The organism is Sphingopyxis selenitireducens (assembly GCF_051550705.1).
Classification (GTDB): domain Bacteria; phylum Pseudomonadota; class Alphaproteobacteria; order Sphingomonadales; family Sphingomonadaceae; genus Sphingopyxis.
The window spans coordinates 251,161-268,434 of the sequence record NZ_JBPULG010000004.1; the positions used below are offsets into that span (position 1 = coordinate 251,161).

Below are 17,274 nucleotides of genomic sequence, written 5' to 3' on the forward strand. Positions count from 1 at the left end.
ATGCCGGGGCGGGCCTTCGTTGCCGGGATGAAGCCCCAGATTTCTGCCGCCTTGCCGCGAACATGGCCCGGATCGCCGCCCGGCCCAGGCAAAGCCGCATGTTCAGAAGTCACTCAACGACGAAGGGGGGGTTCCGGAAGCTGCAAAGGAGAGACTGACATGCGCGAATTCCTAACCATGGTGGCAGGGATGCTTGCCTTTGCCGTTCCCGGCACGGCTGTCGCCCAGACTCATGGCGATCGTGGTGGCTGGAGCCGCGCCCACGACGCCCCGCGGGGGCATGACCGCGATTATCGCTCGCCGCGCCACGACGTACCCCGGCATGACTATGACGGGGGCTACCGCTCGAATGACCGATATTCCAGCGGAAATGATCATCGCTACGAGCGACGCGCCCAGAAGCGCCGGATGCACCATCATCATCGCGGCCGCCACTGGCGCGGATAGACCCGATCTCGGGGTGGCCGAAGAATGTTATCGCTGCGCACGCTAGATTTAAATTGATCCCGTTGGCGCCGCGATGACCTTTAACCTTCCAGGGCGCCGAACCCGGCTCCGACGAGGATTTAGGGCATGCAGGCGCGTGCATCTGGTTCGGTATATTCCATTCCGTCGAGCCATGGGATGCGGCGGAACAGTATGCGCATCGGCGTCGAGCACTGGTCGCACCTGACCGGCTCCCACCGGTTGGTCCGTTCGGATTGTTAGTGCATTGACGCCTCCATCGCCAGTGTTGGCCGTAGGTGGAGCGAAGCGGAACCGGGGGGCGACACTGGCGATGGAACGGCTTCCGGCGCGGGTGGCCGATATCCCAGCGAGCTGTGCGGCCGGACGGTGTTGTAATGTCGCCTCCAGGCTTCGATCAGGATCCGGGCCTCGGCGAGGGAGTAGAAGATCTCGCCGTTGAGCAGTTCATCGCGCAGCGACCCGTTGAACGATTCACAATAGCCATTCTCCCATGGCGATCCGGGGGCGATGTAGAGCGTCTTCACGCCGACCTTCGCCAGCCATTCCTGCACGGCAGTCGCGATGAACTCCGGGCCATTGTCCGACCGAATATGCGCTGGCGGGCCGCGCGTGGGTTCGGAACCAGATGCAGCCCGTCGATGCGATGCGCCTTCTCGCCCGGTAAGCAGGCGCATCGTCTGCGGATGGGACGGCGCGATCAGCGCGCGCCGGGCAACTGGGCAGCCGCTTCGCCTTTCAGGGTGCTTTCGACAAGGCCTGCCATAAAGTCGGCGAAGGGCGTGATATTCTGTTCGCTGCTCGCTGCTTCCAGCGCGGCCATATAATCCTTGCGCCGTTCGACCGGGATGACCGTCCACGGAAAGCCGCCGGCTGCGAGCATCAGGTTCATGAGGAAGCGGCCGGTTCGTCCATTCCCGTCCATATAGGGATGGATATAGACGAAGATGAAGTGGCCGAGGACGACGCGGACCGAGGCTTCGGTCTCCTCGCTGAGCAGTTCGAAAAAGACCGGCATCGCGTCGCGCACCGCGTCGGGGCTGAGCGGCACATGGAGCGCGCCGCTCAGATAGACCTGCCCGCTGCGATAGCCTGCGAGATCCTTCGCTTCGACGAAACCGAGCTCGACATTGGGACTGAACATCTCACCATACCAGTCGCCATGGTCAGCGTCGGCGACCTCGCCGGGATTGGCGCCGCCGACGACCTTGCGGACGCTTGCCAGAACCGCCTGATAGGCGAGCCAATAGCCGCGCGCGGCGAGGCCGTTCCGCAGTTCGCGGTCGGCGGCATCGAGGTCGGGATTCCAGGCGCCGGTGCGCACCCGCTCGATCAGGTCAGGGCTCACGCGATACCCCTCGATCGACAGCGAATGATAAGCGTCGGTCACATAGACGTCCTGAACGCGCTGGAGATAGGCCTCGACATCGGCGGGGAGCCCGGGCGCTTTGGGAAAGCGCTCGATGATCGGGCCCCGCATCGCCTCCCACATCAGGCGGATGCGCCCGGCATAAGGGGACCGTTCGCGCAGCGGCATCGCGTTGGCGAGTTTTTCCGTGAAAGGATCGACTTCGCGGACCCGATAGCCGGCGCGGTCCATGGTCTTGAGAATGTCGTCGGCGATCCGCCCGCGCCCGATGTTGCGGAAGGCGCCCGCGAGCCGACCGGCAACGACGCTCTGGCCCTTTTCGAGCAGCCGCTCGAGCAGCTCCGACGCATCGCGGATCGTCCCAAGCGCTGCGCGCGCGTCGATCCTGTTTGCGTCGAAATAACCCGGGCTCGCCGCGATCAGCGCGGCGGGGATCGAGAAGAGCCGAAGACCGTCCTGCACGACGAGGTCGTTCGCCTCGGGGAGAGCAGCGCGCGTATCGAAGAGCGAGGTGCCGAGCAGCAGGCCGGTTGCCTTGTTTCCGGCCTTCTCGGCGCGAACGAGCAGTTGCTGCGGCACGGTGCGGTTGCCGGTCTGGAGCGCGAGCGACAGCTCGGGGGTGAGCGACCAGTCGTCGCCGAAGCGGTCGGCGAGATATTGGGCGCAGAAGCTCCAATAGGCGGTGAACCAGATGCCGCTCTCGCCCTGCGCGCTTTCGGGCGGGCTGGCGATGTACCAACCTTTCATCACGCTGCGCAGAAAGCCATGCTTGAGGAGCAGTTCGCGCTGGGGGCGATCGAGATCCTCGCCGCGGATGGCAATCCGACCCTTCTCCTGCAACTGGTGCAGCGTTTCGAGCGCATCGGCGAGCTTTTCTTGCGGGGTGGCCATGGTGCCTCCGGGTTAAGTTTTAGGCTATTCTGCTGGATGGTTTTTAGGTTATCGTGGTGTACGGTTTTTAGGTTATCGCGCAAGACATATTTTAGGTTATCATGTTAGACGATATTTAGGTTATTGTGCGATATGATTGATTCCAAGAGTTAATTCATAGCTGAAGTTACGCGGGTCGCCGCCGGATACCCTTGCCGCAGACCAGGCCAAAACCGAAAAGACCGGCTCCACCGCGCATCGGTCAGAGGCTGCCGGGCACCTCGGCACGATCGAGGATGGCGGCTTTCAATCCGGATGCGGGTTTCTCCATGTCCGAAATATACAGCAGTATTTCGGACATCTTCGACCACATCGCCTCGCCGAGTATCTGGTTGAGCCTGCCCGGAGCAGAGCCTTCGAATAGCGCAGCGCCGACCCCATATTTCGTGACCAACGCCGTGCCCGTGCAGCTCGCCATGTACAGGTGAAAAACAGGGTGATCGCACCCCTTTTCCCGGGCGGTCGCGCCTCCGGCCTTCGCTAGGGGGCGACTGCGGTAGCGGGCGCGGGCTGCGCAATGGCTTGGCGCGCGGCTATTTTCCGCCGGGGCTGCGCCCCTTTGCATCGCGAGGCAAAATAGCCACGCGTCCACCATCCTTCGCTTCGCTTCGGCCGCCCGGGCTGCGCCCGTGCGGTGCGGACCCGCACCCGCCGCCGCGGAGGCGTCGCCGCGAAGGCCGCGAGAGGCGCGGCCGCCAGACAAGAGAAACGCCATGACCGACCTGTCCGACCTTCCCGAACCCGGCGAACCGCACGGGCCCGGCGCCAGCGCATATCTTCTCCAGGAAATGCAGCTCTACGGTCACCGGCCCTATGACGATGAGCTCGACGGGCGGCCGCTGCCCGACGACCGGCTTGCCGGCGGCGCCGTCGCCGACATCTTCGACGCAATGGCGGGCTGTTTGATCGACACGCGCATCGAGCCCGATCTTGAGGATCTGCCCTGGAACATCGTCAATATCTTTCACCGTGCCGGCGAGCGGATCGAACGCGACCTCGATCGCAACGAGCAGGCGCAGCGCGAGCAGCAGCGCGAGCAGGACGGCAGCGAAATCCGCTCGGTCGAACTGGAGCGCAAGATCGCCGAAGGCATCACGATGATTGAGCGCCGCGATGCCATGGAATATTTCCGCGGATGCGCCGCCGAGCAGTTCCGTCTTTATGTCCGCAAGGCGTGGATGCCGCGCACCGGATCGCGCGCCCAGCATAAGGCGATGACCGCGTCGGTGATCGACAGCCGTGATTTCATGGACAAGAGGCTCCGTGAAAAGGCCGCTGCCCTGATCCCCGAAGGCACCCGCGTTGCCTTCAGCGGCGGTCCCACCTGCAACGATCACCAGCATATCTGGGCCGCGCTCGATCGCATCCATGCCAGGCATCCCGGCATGATATTGCTCCATGGCGCGACGCCGACCGGTGCCGAGCGTGCCGCCGCCTGCTGGGCCGATACCCGCCGCGTGCCGCAGGTCGCATTCCGTCCTGACTGGAACCGCCACAAGAAGGCGGCGCCCTTCAAGCGCAACGACCGGATGATCGATGCGATGCCCGCCGGGCTGGTCGTCTTCTCGGGCACCGGCATCCAGGACAATCTCGTCGACAAGGCACGCGCGTTCGGCATCCCCGTCTGGGATTTTCGCGTGCCGCCCGGAAGTTGAGCGCGGATTTGAGTGCAACGGCGCTTGCCATCCGGCGAGCGGAATTACAGGGTGAGAATAGTCATGCGAACCGATCTCGATCATCTACCGCCGAACAAGCAGCGTGAACTTGAACGCGTTAAGGCCATCATCTTCGAAGAATTCGAGGATGCGATCGCGCTCGCGACCATGAGCTGGAAGAAAAAGGGCCGTATCGACAAGCTCATCCTCTACGGCAGCTATGCGCGCGGCGGCTGGGTCGACGAGCCGCATACCGCCAAGGGCTATCGCTCGGACTTCGATCTGCTCATCATCGTCAACGACAAGCGCCTGACCGAGCGGGTCGATTTCTGGCTGAAGCTCGAGGATCGGCTGATCCGCGAGCTCGCGATCGACAAGACGCTGCACACGCCGGTCAATTTAATCGTCCACACGCTGCAGGAGGTGAATGACGGGCTCGCGCACGGTCGCTATTTCTTCATGGACGTCGCGAAGGACGGCATCGCGCTCTACGAATATGACGACAAGGAATTGCACAAGCCCAAGCCGAAAACGCCCGAGCAAGCGCTGGCGATGGCGAAGGAATATTTTGACGAGTGGTTTCCGCTCGCCATGCAGCGGTTCGAGTTATCGGCAGTCGGTCGGGAGAAGGGCTTTCTGAAGCCAGCAGCATTCGATCTCCATCAAAGCTCCGAATTTCTCTATCACTGTGTCCTGCTGGTCTGCACCTTCTACACGCCGCATGTTCACAATCTTGGCTTCCTCCGCACGCAGGCTGAACGCATCGATATGCGGCTCCTCGATGCCTGGCCGCGCGAGACGCGCGCCGATCGCGCGCGCTTCGAGAAGCTGAAGGAAGCCTACGTGAAGGCGCGCTACTCCAAGTTATGCCGAGCTCGGCATAATTTTGATTATGCCGAGCGGCCCACTATGCCGAGTGGGCGCTGGATGCCCCGGCTTTCCAGTAACTGTGCGGTGATCGGCTCGGCATAGTTTTACGCTCTTCCTCTGCACTCATCGCAGAGGAGGAAGCTATGACGCTGGATGATTTTTTGAACGGCAGCTGGACGATCCGCGATTTGCGGGCGGGGCCTTTCAGGGACTGCATCGACCTGTACACGGCCCGGCTGCGCAAAGACGGCTACAGCACGGTCACGGCAAGATATTCGGTCGGGATCGTCAACTGCTTCATCCAGTGGCTGATCAAGCACCGTTTCGATCGCGGCGATATCAGCGACCAACTCGTGACCCGCTTTTTTGAGGATGAGAACCGGGGTTGCGGCTTGCGCGGCGTCGATCCGGCGTCGATCGACAGATTTGTGGAAGTCCTCCGCGAGGCGGGGATCGTCGCTCCGGCGGTACCGCGTCCGCCCAGTCCCGCCGATCAGATCCTCGAGCGCTATTCTTCATCGCGCGTTGCTCTGTCGCCGTGCCGAGCGCATCGGATATCCGCTTGCCGGTTCGCTCATCGTTGTTGTCGCGCCGGTTCCGGAGGTCGAACCATTTGTCCAGAACTTCGCCCTGATTGGCGGAAGGGAACTTGAATCGGGGATGGTGAACGAGGGTGGTGAAGATTTTTCTCGGTTCAAGTACGGGTGAACCGTTGCCATCACCACCTGCCAAGGCCCCAAAATCAAGCATCTTCGTCTCCACAATGCACCACTACAGACCCTCGGATTGGCGAGGTGCCGAGCCTTCTCAACTTCTATAGATAAAATAGATTGTTACATCGATGCATTCCGTAAATGTTTTGCCAAGCGGCAATCAAGATTGATGGGACCGCGCTGGAAAAGAATTTCGATAGCCATCGCTTCGACGGCAATTTCATGCGTCGTTATTTCACGGATCAGTAGGGCCATGACTTGGATTCCCGCGCCGGTGTGAGTGCGGTGAGCCAGCGCCTTCCGAATTAGAAGGCGACATTGACGAGCAGAATGAGGACGGGGAACCCAACAAGCGGTCCGACGACCGCGGCGAAGGCAACTGGCGGGGCGAGGCCGAAGGCGGTGACCGCGATCGCCAGTTCGAAATTCTTGTCGGCGGCGGTGGAAGCAACCGCCGTCATAGGCGGATAGGCTCATCTACCGTTCGCGGACAATGAGTTCGGACCCGGCGTGGCGAGTAGGATGGATGCCGTTCAGTCTTTGTGTCTTTCGTCCCGATTTGCTCATGAACGTCACCTCTGCTGTCACCGGCGCGGTCGAGACGAGGCCGAAATGGACTGGCTGCGTTCCCTGCGAGTTATAGCCCTCGCCGGTCGAGACCTGGCGGGTCGCAAGGATCTTGCCGGCGGCGTCGTAGAGCCGGACCTCGGCGCCCATGCGCGTGAAGCGCCCGGCCTTGTCGAGGACGCGCACCGCGAGGCTGCGCCGTGCGGCCGCCTTGCCGAGATCATTGTGGAAGAGGAAATGGCCGCCAGTGTCGGTGTATCCGCGGGTCACCGACAGATCGAGCGCGCCGTCGCGGTCATAGTCGACCCACTGAACCCCGTGATCGGCGACGTTGAGCGTCGAGCCTGCGGGCAGGATATTGGCAAAGCCCTTGCCGCCGAGGTTGCGATAGAGCTTGTTCGCTGGCTGTTGCTGACCCGTCGTTCTTGTGTAGGCGGTCAGGAAAAGATCAAGATAGCCGTCATTGTCGAAGTCGCCCCATGCGGCCGCGACGGCATGATTATCGTCTGCAAGGCCGAGGCGCGGGGCAACATTCTCGAAGCTGCCGTCGCCCCGGTTGCGATAGAGGATGTTGACGCCATAGCTTGCGACGAACAGGTCCAGCTGACCGTCATTGTCATAGTCGCCGACCGCGCAGCCAACGCTGCCCTCTTCGGCCGCGCGCCCCGGACGGTCCATTCCGAGCGCGGCGGCGACGTCGACGAATCGATCGCCATCGTTGCGCCACAGCGCGTCGGTCGCGCCCGCCTGGTTGGCGAGGAAGAGATCGAGATCGCCGTCACGGTCATAATCGAACCAGCAGGCGCCCACGGTCGGGCGCGCATCGTCGCCGGCCTGCTCGGCCGGGGCCCGCACGAAGCGGCCCGCATCCTGGCGGAACAGCGCATTGGGCCCGGCACGGTTGGCTGCGAAGAGGTCGAGGTCGCCGTCATTATCATAGTCGACCCAGCTCGACTGCCGGGCCGAGCGGCCCGGAGCGGTTGGCGGGGAGCCCTGATCGACGAAGCGATGGCCCTCCTCATTGCGGAACAGCAAATTGGCTTCGCTTGTCTTGGTGGCACCGGCGTAGAGATCGATCCAGCCATCGCCATCAAAGTCGCCCCACGACAGGCCGCGCATTTCGGCGCCTGTGACAGGAAGGCCCAGTGCCGGGCCGATGTTGGTGAAGGTTCCGGCATCATTACGGTACAGGCGAATCTCGCCGGTCTTGAGCGAAACCGCAAGATCGGGATCGCCGTCATTGTCGAAGTCCGCCCAGCTGTTCGAAAGCGATCCCGCGATAGCGAAGGTGCCGGGCTGGACCGGCGTGAAGGCCGGGCCGGGCGCCGCGGGTGCCCCGCCGCCGGCAATGCCGGCGGACAGGACAACCCACGACAGCAGCTGCATCAATTCATCGCGCATGATGCAAGCCGCAGGGTCGAGGCGCGAGATCAGAAATCGAGCGAGATCCGGCCATAATAATATCCGCCATATTGGCCGAACGGTCCCGCCCCATAGGGCGCGAGCCCGATGGTGTTGGCGATGGTCGTGCGGTCGGGATAGACGTCGAAGAGATTATAGGCGCCCGCGGCAACCCGCAATTTCTCGGTCACGCCGTACGACACCTCAAGATCGGTGATCCACTTGGCGCCGAAGCTCTGGTCGTTGACGGGAAGGTTGTTGACGAGATTATCGAGCGACTTGAACTTGTCGTAGCGGGTTTCCTTGACGTTGATCGTGAGCGGGCCCGATTCGAAATTGGCGCCGAGGATCAGCTTGGTCTTGGGTGTCGAGGTGAACCAGCCCTGCGTGCGCCGGTCGAACAGGGTCAGGCCGAGGCCCGCGAGTTCGCTCGGGTTGGCTGCGATCTTCCTGATGTCGGTATCATTATAATTGAAGCCGACGCTCGTACGCAGGCGTCCGGCGCTGCCGACATCGAACGCATAGGTGCCGACGACATCGGCTCCGCGCGTGCGCGTATCGACGGCGTTGGTGAAGAAGCGCACCGACTGGTCGCCCGAGAAGCCGTTGGCGATCAGGATGTTCCGGATCCCCGCCCCCGACAACAGGCCGGTGAGGGTGATGCGGTCGTCGAGATCGATCTGGTAGGCGTCGACCGACAGCGAGAGGCCCGCCGCCGGCGTCAGCGTGAAGCCGAGGCTGAAGTTCTTCGACTTCTCCGGCTTGAGCGGCTGTGCTCCAAGCGCCTGCGCGACCGCCGAGTTCGTTTTCACGATCTTGGTGAGCACAGGGATATAGACGCCGCCGACGAGATTGATCGAGGTCGAAGTCTGCGCAAAGTCCTGTTGCGCGAGCGAGGGGGCACGGAAGCCATTGCTGAACGCGCCACGCAGCGCGAGCCAATCGGTCAGTTCATAGCGCGCGCTGACCTTGCCGCTGAAGACGCTGCCCGAGCTGTCGTCGAAATGTTCGAACCGGCCCGCGGCCGTGACGAGGAAGCGCGGGCTGACGTCGAGCGCGAGGTCGACATAGCCTGCCCAGATATTGCGGTTTACGTCCGCAGCATCCTCCGGGGTGACGACGATGGCGCCCTGTGCGCCGACCTGCGCCGGACGCCCGGCGAGCGGCCCCGACGGATAGAAATAGCCACCGGCCCGGTAGCTATCGACGTCGAGCGGCTTGGTCACATAGGATTCGTAGCGATACTCCGCTCCCATCGAGACCTGCAGCGCGGTTTCGCCGCCGAACTCGATGCGGCGGGTGAAATCGAGATTGTTCGTCCACTGGTCGAACGCCGAACTGAAGGTCTTGAACTCGGTCGGACTCGACGGGCCGAGCGACGCGTTGAGCGTATTGTCAGCGCCATTTTCGGCATGGTTGCGTCCATAGGTGCTGCTGAGATCGATGTTCCAGCCCGCTGCTTCGCCGCGCAGGCCACCGGTGAACTGGAAGTCGGTTTCCTTGAGCGTATAGAATGGCGAGAAGCCGTCCGGATAGATCTGTATGATATTCTGGTTGCTGTTCGGGCGTCGGCCGGCCTGGCCGACGCGCGCATCGCGATAGCCAAAGGTGCCGTCCGAGTAGAATGTGACATTGCCGAGCGGCAGGACGAGCGTTTGCGCGACCTTGACGTCCTTCACTTCGGGCAGCCCGCCGAGATAGGTGCGGCGGTTAGCCGTCAGTTCGCGCGGATCGGCCGCCCCGCCGGGGAGCGGGAAGTAGAGCGCGCCGGTCACGTCGGTGTTGCGGACGGCCGCCTTCGCCTTCTTGCCTTCGACCGAAAGCGTGAAGGAGCCGCCATCGCCGATCGCGAAGCCGTGCGAGACGCTCGCCGAGATGGTCTCGCCATCACTGCCGCTGCCGCCGCGGCCATAGCGCTGGCCAGCCTCGAGCGTCGCCTTGCCGCCCGAGTCATTGGTTTTCAGGATGACGTTGATGACGCCGGCGATCGCATCCGAGCCATATTGCGCCGACGCGCCATCGCGCAGCACTTCGATACGCTCGATCGCGCTCGACGGGATGAGATCGAGATCGACCGGGTTGCCGCCCTGCGACGTCGCACCCGAGTTGAAGTCGATGATCGAGCTGTTGTGACGGCGCTTGCCGTTGACGAGCACGAGCACATGGACGCCCGAGAGGCCGCGCAGGCCCGCGGGGCGCGTCAGGCTGTTGAACGACGAGCTTCCAACCGTCGTCGACTGGAAGGACGGCACGAGCTGGGTCAGCGCGTCGCGTAGCTGCATGCCGCCGCCGAGCCGTTCCAGTTCCTCGCCGCCGATCACGTCGATCGGGGTCGGACTCGAAATGACGGTGCGCCCCTTGCCGCGCGTGCCGGTCACGATGATATCGGACTGGGACGCCGCCTCCCCGGCGGCGTCGTCGGCCGCGGTGGCCTGCGCGAAGGCGGGCATCGACGTGGCCGCTGCGATGCAAGACGCCCCTATCAGCAGTCTCGTATATGATTTCATGGTCTTGCTCCTGAGCACGGTAAAATGTTCCCCCTGTTGAACCTGCTGCATTTTTGTTTTCCGCCGGTTTCGGCGCTTATCCCGCGACCCTCAGCTTGTGCTGGGGTGCGGAGGTTTCCTGCGAAAGGGTGTCGAGCCCTTGCCGCAAATCCGCGATGAGGTCATCCACCCTTTCGAGGCCGATGTGCAATCTTAGCAAGGGCCCGGGATAGCTGAGCTTGTGGCTCCGCGCCTTGAGCTGCGGATCGACCGGAATGGCGAGGCTTTCATAGCCACCCCAGCTGAAGCCGAGCCCGAAAAGCTCGAGCCGTTCGACCATCGCTGCGACCGCCGCCTCGGGCGCGGGATGAAGAACCGCGCCGATCAGACCGCAGATGCCGGTGAAATCGCGCTTCCAGATGGCATGGCCAGGATCGCTCGGCAGCGCCGGGCACATGACCGAATGGACCTCGGGCTGCGCCTCGAGCCATTCGGCAACCTGGAGCGCGGCGGCGCCATGCTGCGCGAGGCGGGTGTGGAGCGTGCGCAGGCCGCGGATCGCCATATAGGCGTCGTCGGGCGACACCGCCCAGCCGGTCTCGTAGCTCGACGTCGCGAGCAATTCGGCGGCATGGCCCTTGGCCGCAGCGAGACCCATGAACACATCCGAATGGCCGCAGACATATTTGGTCAGCGACTGGATACTGACATCAACGCCATGATCGAGCGGTTTGAACAGGACGCCCGCCGACCAGGTGTTGTCAATCACCGTCATCACGCCGGCTTCCTTCGCCATCGCGGCGATGGCAGGAATGTCCTGCATCTCGAAGGACAGCGAGCCGGGAGATTCAAGGAAGAGCACGCGCGTCGCCGGGGTGATCATCGCGCGGATCGTCTCGGCGTCGTCGGCCGGATCGAAATAGCGCGCGGTGACGCCGTAGCGCGCGAGCGTGCCGGCGAGGAAGCGCCGGGTCGGATTATAGACGGTGTCGCAGGCGAGCACCTCGTCGCCTGCCGAGAGCAGCGCAAGCAGCGTGCCGGTGATCGCGGTGAGGCCCGAGGGGTAGATGAAGGCCTCATCCGCGTTTTCGAGGTCGCGCAAGGCATCGCGCAGCGTGCGCTGGGTGGAGAGGCCGACGCGGCCGTAAGTCACCTTGCCGCCATAGTAGAGCGCTTCGCAGCTTGGCAGCAGCACGGTCGAGCCGCGCTGGATGGGAGGGCCCGGCGTCCGCTGGAGCGCATCGCACGGACTGTCGCCGTGGATAAGCCGCGTCTGCTCATGAACCGTGCTGCAAAGCGTCATTTATCTTTTCTTTCTCAGATGGAATTGGAGAGGAGTTTCTGCCGCTGCGGCGTCGGGCCGTTGCGGTTCGCCGCGACGAGATCGCTGCGGCGGACGATCGAGAGCGCCTTGGCGGCCTTGGTCACATGTTTTTCGATCGCGCTCGTCGAGACATTGTAGCGGCTCGCGAGGCTCTTCAGGCTCGATCCCTCGACGCGGATCGCCACGAGAATTTCCTGCGTGCGTTCCGGGAGCTGGCTCAGCGTGCTCTCGACCGCGCGGACCTCATCCTTCGCGAGAAGGATACGCAGCGGCGACATCTCGTCGACCGGATGGTCGGGCTCGTCGAGCTGGCAATGGCTGTCGCTGCGGCGCGTTGTCCGGCGGCGATGGCGATCGATGAGCGCAGCCTGGGCGGCCTGGAAGAGATAGCATTTGGGATGGTCAACCGCGGCGACGTCGGCGCGGCGGATGATGCTGAGCAGGACATCCTGCAGGACATCGTCGAGATCGGAGACCGGCACCCGGCGACGGAGATACTTCTTGAGCAGCGGAAGATGCGGCCAGAAGGCCGCAACAAGGTCGGGGGAGCCTGCGTTTGAGACCGCTGCGGCCTCTACTGGGGGGCGTTCCGCTGGCGGAGCGCTGAATTCGAACCTTTGCCAGACCTCTTCGGTCGCGATGCTTTCATTCTCTTGATCTGCCCTACAGGCGCTGAATGTCATCGTGCGTCCCCTTATGGCGACATTTTATGACATGGTTCCGGGGGTGAATTCATCACCGACTTTGACACACTTTTATCGAATCATGGGATGTTTGAACCGCTATTACGGTATTTGGTCGATCAAATGATCTAATTCCTACATGAACGTCGCTGGTTCAATCGAATCACCTGTCCCGGATTCGCCTTTGAACTGCAATAATCGCCACAGGAGGGTGAAACTTCCTCGCGGAAACGGTCTTTGCGCGATGGGGTATTCGGTGCGCAGCGCGTCAAAGCCAAGGGGTCTCCCGCATCGAGGAGGCAGGAGGAGTGGTCGCATGGCGAGAACCTGGCTCATTTTGTCGGCGCTGGTCGCCGGGCTGGCGCTGGGAGTGGGATGGACGCGGTTCGGGCTCGAAGGTCTGGACGATGCCGTCGCCGTTTCCGATAGCGTCGGAGGCGTCTGGCTCGACGGCCTCAGGATGACGATCATTCCGCTCGTCGTCTCGCTGCTGATCACCGGGATCGCAAAGACGGTCGACAGCGCCCGCGGCGACCGCGTCGCGATGCGATCGGTGGTCACCTTCATCGCGCTGCTCTGGATTTCGACAGCGATGGCGGCGGTCCTTGTTCCCACGCTGCTCGGGCTCTTTCCGATGCCTGCCGAGGCGGCGCGATCGCTTGCAGCGAGCATCTCAACCGGACATGGGCACCATGTCGAAGCGCCGACGGTCGGGATCGGAACTTTCCTGCGCTCGATCGTACCGACCAACCCCATTGCAGCGGCAGCGAACGACGCGCTGCTTCCGCTCATTCTCTTCACCGCGGTATTCGCCGTCGCACTGGCGCGGCTGCCCGCCGCGCAGCGCGAACCCGTGACCGCCTTTTTCGACACGATCGCGAGCGCGGTGCTGCTGATCGTCGGCTGGGTCCTCGCGCTCGCGCCGATCGGTGTGCTTGCGCTGGCCTTTGGCGTCGGCGCGCGCGCCGGCACGTCGGCGATCGGGGCGCTTGCCCATTATGTCGTGATTGTCTCGAGCGCCGGGCTCGCTGCCTGGGCGCTTGCCTATCCGGTCGCGGTCTTCGGCGGCCGCGTGCGCCTTCTCGCTTTCGCCAAGGCGGTGGCGCCCGCACAGGCGGTTGCGCTCAGCACCCAGTCGTCGCTCGCCTCGCTGCCACCGATGCTCAAAGCGTCGGCCGATCTCGGGGTCGAGCGATCGGTCGCCCGGGTCTCGCTGCCCGTCGCGGTGGCGATCTTCCGCGTCACCAGCCCCGCGATGAATCTCGCGGTCGCCATCTATGTCGCGCACTGGCTCGGCATCCCCCTCGCGCCATCGGCGATCGCGTCGGGCGCCGCGGTGGCCGCGATCACGACGATCGGGTCGGTGAGCCTCCCCGGACAGGTGAGCTTCCTGACCTCGATCGCGCCGATCTGCGTCGCGATGGGCATACCGATCGAGCCGCTCGCGCTGCTGATCGCGGTCGAGATGATCCCCGACCTTGTGCGGACGGTCGGCAATGTGACGATGGACGTCGCCGCGACGACGGCGATCGCGCGAATGGCGCCGGCGAGCGCGTCCGCCGATATTGGCGCCGATGAATTTGCAGCTGGCGAGGTCGCGGACACCCCGCAGCCCGCTCTCGCGATGGCCACCGCCGGTGTCCCGAACCCAGAAGGAGGAAAGCCATGACACGCGTTTCGCTCGACGATGCCGATGTCCGGATATTGGGGATCCTTCAGGAGGATGCGACCTTGTCGGTGGCCGGCGTCGCCGCGAAGGCGAATATGTCGCAGAATGCGTGCTGGCGGCGGATCAAGCGGCTCGAGGAGAGCGGGGTGATCTCGCGGCGGGTCACGATTCTCGACGCGAGCGCGCTCGGCCTCGATCTCACGGTCTTTGTGAGCCTGCGCGCCTCCGAGCATAGTGAGGCGTGGCTCGAAATGCTCAATTCGGCGATCCGCGACATCCCCGAAGTCGTCGAATTCTACCGCATGACCGGCGATGTCGACTATCTGCTCAAGCTGCGCGTCGAGAATATGGCCGCCTATGACGCGGTCTACCGGCGCATCATCCGCTCGGTCCGGCTCACCGATGTGAGCTCGGCCTTCTCGATGGAAGAAATCAAATTCACCACCGCGCTGCCGCTCACGCCGCGCCCGTCCTGACCTTCAGAACGGGCGCGGCGCGGTGCGTCAGCGCGTGTAGCGCTTGCCGAGTTCGGTGGCGCGCGAGGTGAGCGGCTGTTCCTTGCCTGCGATGAAGATCGCGGTCGGCTGGGTCAGCGGCTCGAGCGGGTCGCCATCCCAGATCACGATGTCGGCGGCCTTGCCCGCCGCAATCGAGCCCATCTGGTCGGCGACCCCGAAGATGCGTGCGGGCGCGAGCGTGAGCGCCTCGATGCCGGCGGCATAGGGAAGCCCCCGCGATACCGCGAGGCCGGCATTATAGCGCATCTCGCGGACGCGGTGCCCGGCGTCGTTGCCGCCGATCGCGATCTCGACCCCCGCCGCCTTCAGGATCGACGCATTCTGTAGCGAAGCGCCGAGCATGTCGAAGTTCGACGGAATGTTCGAGGTCGGATTGATGAGAACCGGAACCTTCGCCGCGGCGATCTCGCCTGCGACGCGCCAGGCTTCCTCGGCGCCGCTCAGGATGATCTTGAGCTTATAGTCGCGCGCGAGCGTCAGCACCTGCTTGATGTCGGCGGCGCGGTGGACGACGACGATCAGCGGCATCGTGCCCGCAAGCACGGGGCGGAGCGCGGCGACGTCGGCCTGCGAGAGGTCGAAGGGATATTCGTCGCGTGGGGCCTGGCGCGCCAGGTCGAAGATCTGGCGAAGCTGCACGAATTCGGCAGCGCGCGATCCGCCGATGCGCGCGGCGCCATCCTCGCCGAGTTCGAGCATCATGCCGACGCCGGGCCGGTGGAGGATGTTCGCGCCCGCGCCGAGCGAAATCAGCGCCGCCTTGCCCGCGAAGGGCAGCTCGCGTTCCTTGTCGCTGTCATCATAGTCGGGCATCACGACGGCATGGGTGACGCCGCCGAGCCGCGCGATCGGAATCAGCGTCGAGTCCGGGTTGAGCCCGTACTGGACGTCGAACGAGGCGCTGATCCCCGAACTGCGCGTCTTGTTATCGACCGAGCCATCGACCGAGCTGACCTCGATCAGGCCGAGCGCGGTATTCACCGCGATGAGCCCCGGGGTGACGATCGCGCCGCGCGCATCGATGGTGCGCATGCCCGTGGGCACCAGAACCCCGGAGCCGGCGGCGGCGATGCGGCCGTCGCGGACAATCACCGTGCCATTCTCGACGTCGCCGACCGGGCCGGGCGTTATCAGATGGGCATTGGTGATCGCAAAAGTCTGCGCTGCGGCCGGGGGGGCAGCCGCAGCGAGGGCCAGGGCGAGTGCTGCGAAAACTGGGAGCCGTCGTTGCATCTCATTCCTCCCCGACCGGTTGGCCGATTTCAAAATCGCTCTTGTAGCGGGTTGCCGGATCGCTCGTGTCGAGAATGAGCGCGCCGTCGATGAAGACCTTCTCGGCGATCGCATAGACGCTGAAGGGATTTTTGCTCCACAGCACCACGTCGGCCATCTTTCCGGGCTCCAGCGAGCCGGTTTGGTCGGCGATCCCCATGATCTTCGCGGGGTTGATGGTGATCCACTTGATCGCCTCTTCCTGCGCTATGTCGATCCCCGCCCGGCGCCCGGCGGCTATCGCCACCGCGCTTTCGACGTTGAGGCGCTGGATCAGTCGCTGCTCGTCCGAGTGGATCGCGACGCAGACACCCGCCTTGCTCAGGATCGCGGCATTTTCCTCGATCGCATCATAGGCTTCCATCTTGAAGCCCCAGCGCGTCGCCCAGGTCGCGACGCAGACATCGTCGGCGACGAGCAGGTCGGCAATTTTATAAGCTTCGACGGCATGGTGGAAGGCCCGCGTCTTGTAACCGAATTCGTGACCGACATCGAGCATCACCGCCATTTCATCGGCGCGGTAGCAATGATTCTGGACGAGAATATCGCCCTTGAGCACGCCTGCGAGCGTTTCGAGCCCGAGGTCGCGCTTCGGCGCCTCGCCGCCTTCGCCGCGCGCGCGCTTCTTTTCATAGGCATCGACCTTGCGGCCATATTCGGCGGCGTCGATCCACGCGCGGCGGAATCCCGCGACCTCGCCCATGCGCGTGGCGGGAGCGCGGCCGCGGCTGCCATAGCGGCCCTTCGGATTCTCGCCGCACGCCATTTTGAGCGTGTAGGGCGCGCCGGGGAATTTCATCTGCTGGACGGTAACTGCGGGGACATTCTTCACGCTCACGCCGCGGCCGCCGAAGAGATTGGCCGAACCGGGCAGGATGAGGAGGCTCGTCACGCCGCCGGCGCGCGCCTTGGTGAATACGGGATCCTGCGGCCAGATCGAATGCTCGGCCCAGACATGCGCCGTATAGGGGTCGATATTCTCGTTGCCGTCGGCATGGCCCTGAACGCCCGGTGCGGGAAAGACGCCGAGGTGCGAGTGGGCGTCGATAATCCCGGGGGTCACCCATTTTCCGCGGCCGTCGATGACGCGCGCCCCGGCGGGAATGGCGACGTCGGTGCCGATTGCGACGATCTTGCCCGCTGCCATCAGGACGGTGCCATTGTCGATCCGGGTCCCGGTCCCGGTAAGGATCGATGCACCGACGATCGCAGTGTCGGCGGCGGGACGCGGCTGATAGGTGCTCGCGAAGGGCGCGGGCGCCGGCGCGGCGGCGGGTTCGGCGGGCGGCGGCGCGGCACTCGCCGGGCGAGCCGACGAGGCGTCGGCGGCGCAGCCCGCGAGCAATGCAAGC

The 17,274-nt window shown here is 64.1% G+C and carries 16 protein-coding genes and 1 pseudogene; 6 read left to right on the plus strand and 11 right to left on the minus strand.

Features of this window, described 5'->3' with window-relative positions; all coding sequences use genetic code 11:
• The first annotated feature begins 159 nt into the window (after positions 1-159).
• Positions 160-447, plus strand: coding sequence for a hypothetical protein (locus tag ACSYDV_RS14500; RefSeq protein WP_438324523.1), 288 nt, complete (start codon positions 160-162; stop codon positions 445-447).
• Positions 448-704: 257 nt separating this feature from the next.
• Here ACSYDV_RS14500 and ACSYDV_RS14505 read toward each other — a convergent pair.
• The 3 genes and pseudogenes from ACSYDV_RS14505 to ACSYDV_RS14515 all read right to left on the minus strand — a co-directional run.
• A pseudogene (locus ACSYDV_RS14505) lies at positions 705-1,076 on the minus strand (integrase core domain-containing protein); the annotation flags it as partial.
• 89 nt (positions 1,077-1,165) lie between these two features.
• Positions 1,166-2,725: a Fic family protein gene (locus ACSYDV_RS14510; RefSeq protein ID WP_438324524.1), complete on the minus strand. Its 1,560-nt coding sequence runs from the start codon at positions 2,723-2,725 to the stop codon at positions 1,166-1,168.
• A gap of 241 nt (positions 2,726-2,966) precedes the next feature.
• A complete protein-coding gene (locus tag ACSYDV_RS14515; RefSeq protein WP_438324525.1) occupies positions 2,967-3,182 on the minus strand; it encodes a hypothetical protein in 216 nt (71 codons plus the stop codon).
• A gap of 295 nt (positions 3,183-3,477) precedes the next feature.
• Between ACSYDV_RS14515 and ACSYDV_RS14520 the strand changes: the two genes are divergently transcribed.
• The 3 genes from ACSYDV_RS14520 (at position 3,478) to ACSYDV_RS14530 (ending at position 5,942) form a co-directional block, all read left to right on the plus strand.
• Positions 3,478-4,419, plus strand: coding sequence for a DUF2493 domain-containing protein (locus ACSYDV_RS14520; protein WP_438324526.1), 942 nt, complete (start codon positions 3,478-3,480; stop codon positions 4,417-4,419).
• A 63-nt stretch (positions 4,420-4,482) separates the two neighbouring features.
• On the plus strand, positions 4,483-5,391 hold the full coding sequence (locus ACSYDV_RS14525) for a nucleotidyltransferase and HEPN domain-containing protein (protein ID WP_438324527.1): 909 nt from the start codon (positions 4,483-4,485) through the stop codon (positions 5,389-5,391).
• Positions 5,392-5,432: 41 nt separating this feature from the next.
• Positions 5,433-5,942, plus strand: coding sequence for a hypothetical protein (locus tag ACSYDV_RS14530; protein WP_438324823.1), 510 nt, complete (start codon positions 5,433-5,435; stop codon positions 5,940-5,942).
• A 180-nt stretch (positions 5,943-6,122) separates the two neighbouring features.
• On the opposite strand, the gene ACSYDV_RS14535 is transcribed toward ACSYDV_RS14530, so the two are convergent.
• The 6 genes from ACSYDV_RS14535 to ACSYDV_RS14560 form a co-directional block, all read right to left on the minus strand.
• Complete coding sequence (locus ACSYDV_RS14535; RefSeq protein WP_438324528.1) at positions 6,123-6,257, minus strand: hypothetical protein; 135 nt, start codon at positions 6,255-6,257, stop codon at positions 6,123-6,125.
• A 50-nt stretch (positions 6,258-6,307) separates the two neighbouring features.
• The gene (locus ACSYDV_RS14540) at positions 6,308-6,463 is read right to left on the minus strand and encodes a hypothetical protein (protein WP_438324529.1); all 156 of its coding nucleotides are present in this window, start codon (positions 6,461-6,463) and stop codon (positions 6,308-6,310) included.
• 16 nt (positions 6,464-6,479) lie between these two features.
• A complete protein-coding gene (locus ACSYDV_RS14545) occupies positions 6,480-7,970 on the minus strand; it encodes an FG-GAP repeat domain-containing protein (protein ID WP_438324530.1) in 1,491 nt (496 codons plus the stop codon).
• Positions 7,971-7,999: 29 nt separating this feature from the next.
• Entirely contained in the window at positions 8,000-10,477 is a 2,478-nt protein-coding gene (locus ACSYDV_RS14550) for a TonB-dependent receptor plug domain-containing protein (RefSeq protein WP_438324531.1), read from the minus strand.
• Positions 10,478-10,553: 76 nt separating this feature from the next.
• Complete coding sequence (gene metC, locus ACSYDV_RS14555) at positions 10,554-11,759, minus strand: cystathionine beta-lyase (RefSeq protein ID WP_438324532.1); 1,206 nt, start codon at positions 11,757-11,759, stop codon at positions 10,554-10,556.
• 14 nt (positions 11,760-11,773) lie between these two features.
• Complete coding sequence (locus ACSYDV_RS14560) at positions 11,774-12,463, minus strand: RNA polymerase sigma factor (protein ID WP_438324533.1); 690 nt, start codon at positions 12,461-12,463, stop codon at positions 11,774-11,776.
• A 316-nt stretch (positions 12,464-12,779) separates the two neighbouring features.
• On the opposite strand from ACSYDV_RS14560, the gene ACSYDV_RS14565 reads away from it, so the two are divergent.
• Positions 12,780-14,132, plus strand: coding sequence for a dicarboxylate/amino acid:cation symporter (locus tag ACSYDV_RS14565; RefSeq protein ID WP_438324534.1), 1,353 nt, complete (start codon positions 12,780-12,782; stop codon positions 14,130-14,132).
• On the plus strand, positions 14,129-14,608 hold the full coding sequence (locus tag ACSYDV_RS14570) for an Lrp/AsnC family transcriptional regulator (RefSeq protein WP_438324535.1): 480 nt from the start codon (positions 14,129-14,131) through the stop codon (positions 14,606-14,608). Before ACSYDV_RS14565 ends, ACSYDV_RS14570 begins: the two co-directional genes overlap by 4 nt.
• Positions 14,609-14,635: 27 nt before the next feature.
• Here ACSYDV_RS14570 and ACSYDV_RS14575 read toward each other — a convergent pair whose 3' ends face one another.
• Entirely contained in the window at positions 14,636-15,883 is a 1,248-nt protein-coding gene (locus ACSYDV_RS14575; protein WP_438324536.1) for an amidohydrolase family protein, read from the minus strand.
• A gap of 1 nt (position 15,884) precedes the next feature.
• A complete protein-coding gene (locus tag ACSYDV_RS14580; protein ID WP_438324808.1) occupies positions 15,885-17,267 on the minus strand; it encodes an amidohydrolase in 1,383 nt (460 codons plus the stop codon).
• Between the last annotated feature and the right edge of the window lie 7 nt (positions 17,268-17,274).

Excerpts from the sequence above, each read along its gene's own strand:
- ACSYDV_RS14570 (WP_438324535.1), top strand. The coding sequence starts at position 14,129 with ATGACACGCGTTTCGCTCGACGATGCCGATGTCCGGATATTGGGGATC.
- ACSYDV_RS14510 (WP_438324524.1), bottom strand. The coding sequence starts at position 2,725 with ATGGCCACCCCGCAAGAAAAGCTCGCCGATGCGCTCGAAACGCTGCAC.
- ACSYDV_RS14550 (WP_438324531.1), bottom strand. The coding sequence starts at position 10,477 with ATGAAATCATATACGAGACTGCTGATAGGGGCGTCTTGCATCGCAGCG.
- ACSYDV_RS14520 (WP_438324526.1), top strand. The coding sequence starts at position 3,478 with ATGACCGACCTGTCCGACCTTCCCGAACCCGGCGAACCGCACGGGCCC.
- metC (WP_438324532.1), bottom strand. The coding sequence starts at position 11,759 with ATGACGCTTTGCAGCACGGTTCATGAGCAGACGCGGCTTATCCACGGC.
- ACSYDV_RS14500 (WP_438324523.1), top strand. The coding sequence starts at position 160 with ATGCGCGAATTCCTAACCATGGTGGCAGGGATGCTTGCCTTTGCCGTT.
- ACSYDV_RS14515 (WP_438324525.1), bottom strand. The coding sequence starts at position 3,182 with ATGGCGAGCTGCACGGGCACGGCGTTGGTCACGAAATATGGGGTCGGC.
- ACSYDV_RS14525 (WP_438324527.1), top strand. The coding sequence starts at position 4,483 with ATGCGAACCGATCTCGATCATCTACCGCCGAACAAGCAGCGTGAACTT.
- ACSYDV_RS14565 (WP_438324534.1), top strand. The coding sequence starts at position 12,780 with ATGGCGAGAACCTGGCTCATTTTGTCGGCGCTGGTCGCCGGGCTGGCG.
- ACSYDV_RS14535 (WP_438324528.1), bottom strand. The coding sequence starts at position 6,257 with ATGGCCCTACTGATCCGTGAAATAACGACGCATGAAATTGCCGTCGAA.
- ACSYDV_RS14575 (WP_438324536.1), bottom strand. The coding sequence starts at position 15,883 with ATGCAACGACGGCTCCCAGTTTTCGCAGCACTCGCCCTGGCCCTCGCT.
- ACSYDV_RS14530 (WP_438324823.1), top strand. The coding sequence starts at position 5,433 with ATGACGCTGGATGATTTTTTGAACGGCAGCTGGACGATCCGCGATTTG.
- ACSYDV_RS14540 (WP_438324529.1), bottom strand. The coding sequence starts at position 6,463 with ATGACGGCGGTTGCTTCCACCGCCGCCGACAAGAATTTCGAACTGGCG.
- ACSYDV_RS14545 (WP_438324530.1), bottom strand. The coding sequence starts at position 7,970 with ATGCGCGATGAATTGATGCAGCTGCTGTCGTGGGTTGTCCTGTCCGCC.
- ACSYDV_RS14560 (WP_438324533.1), bottom strand. The coding sequence starts at position 12,463 with ATGACATTCAGCGCCTGTAGGGCAGATCAAGAGAATGAAAGCATCGCG.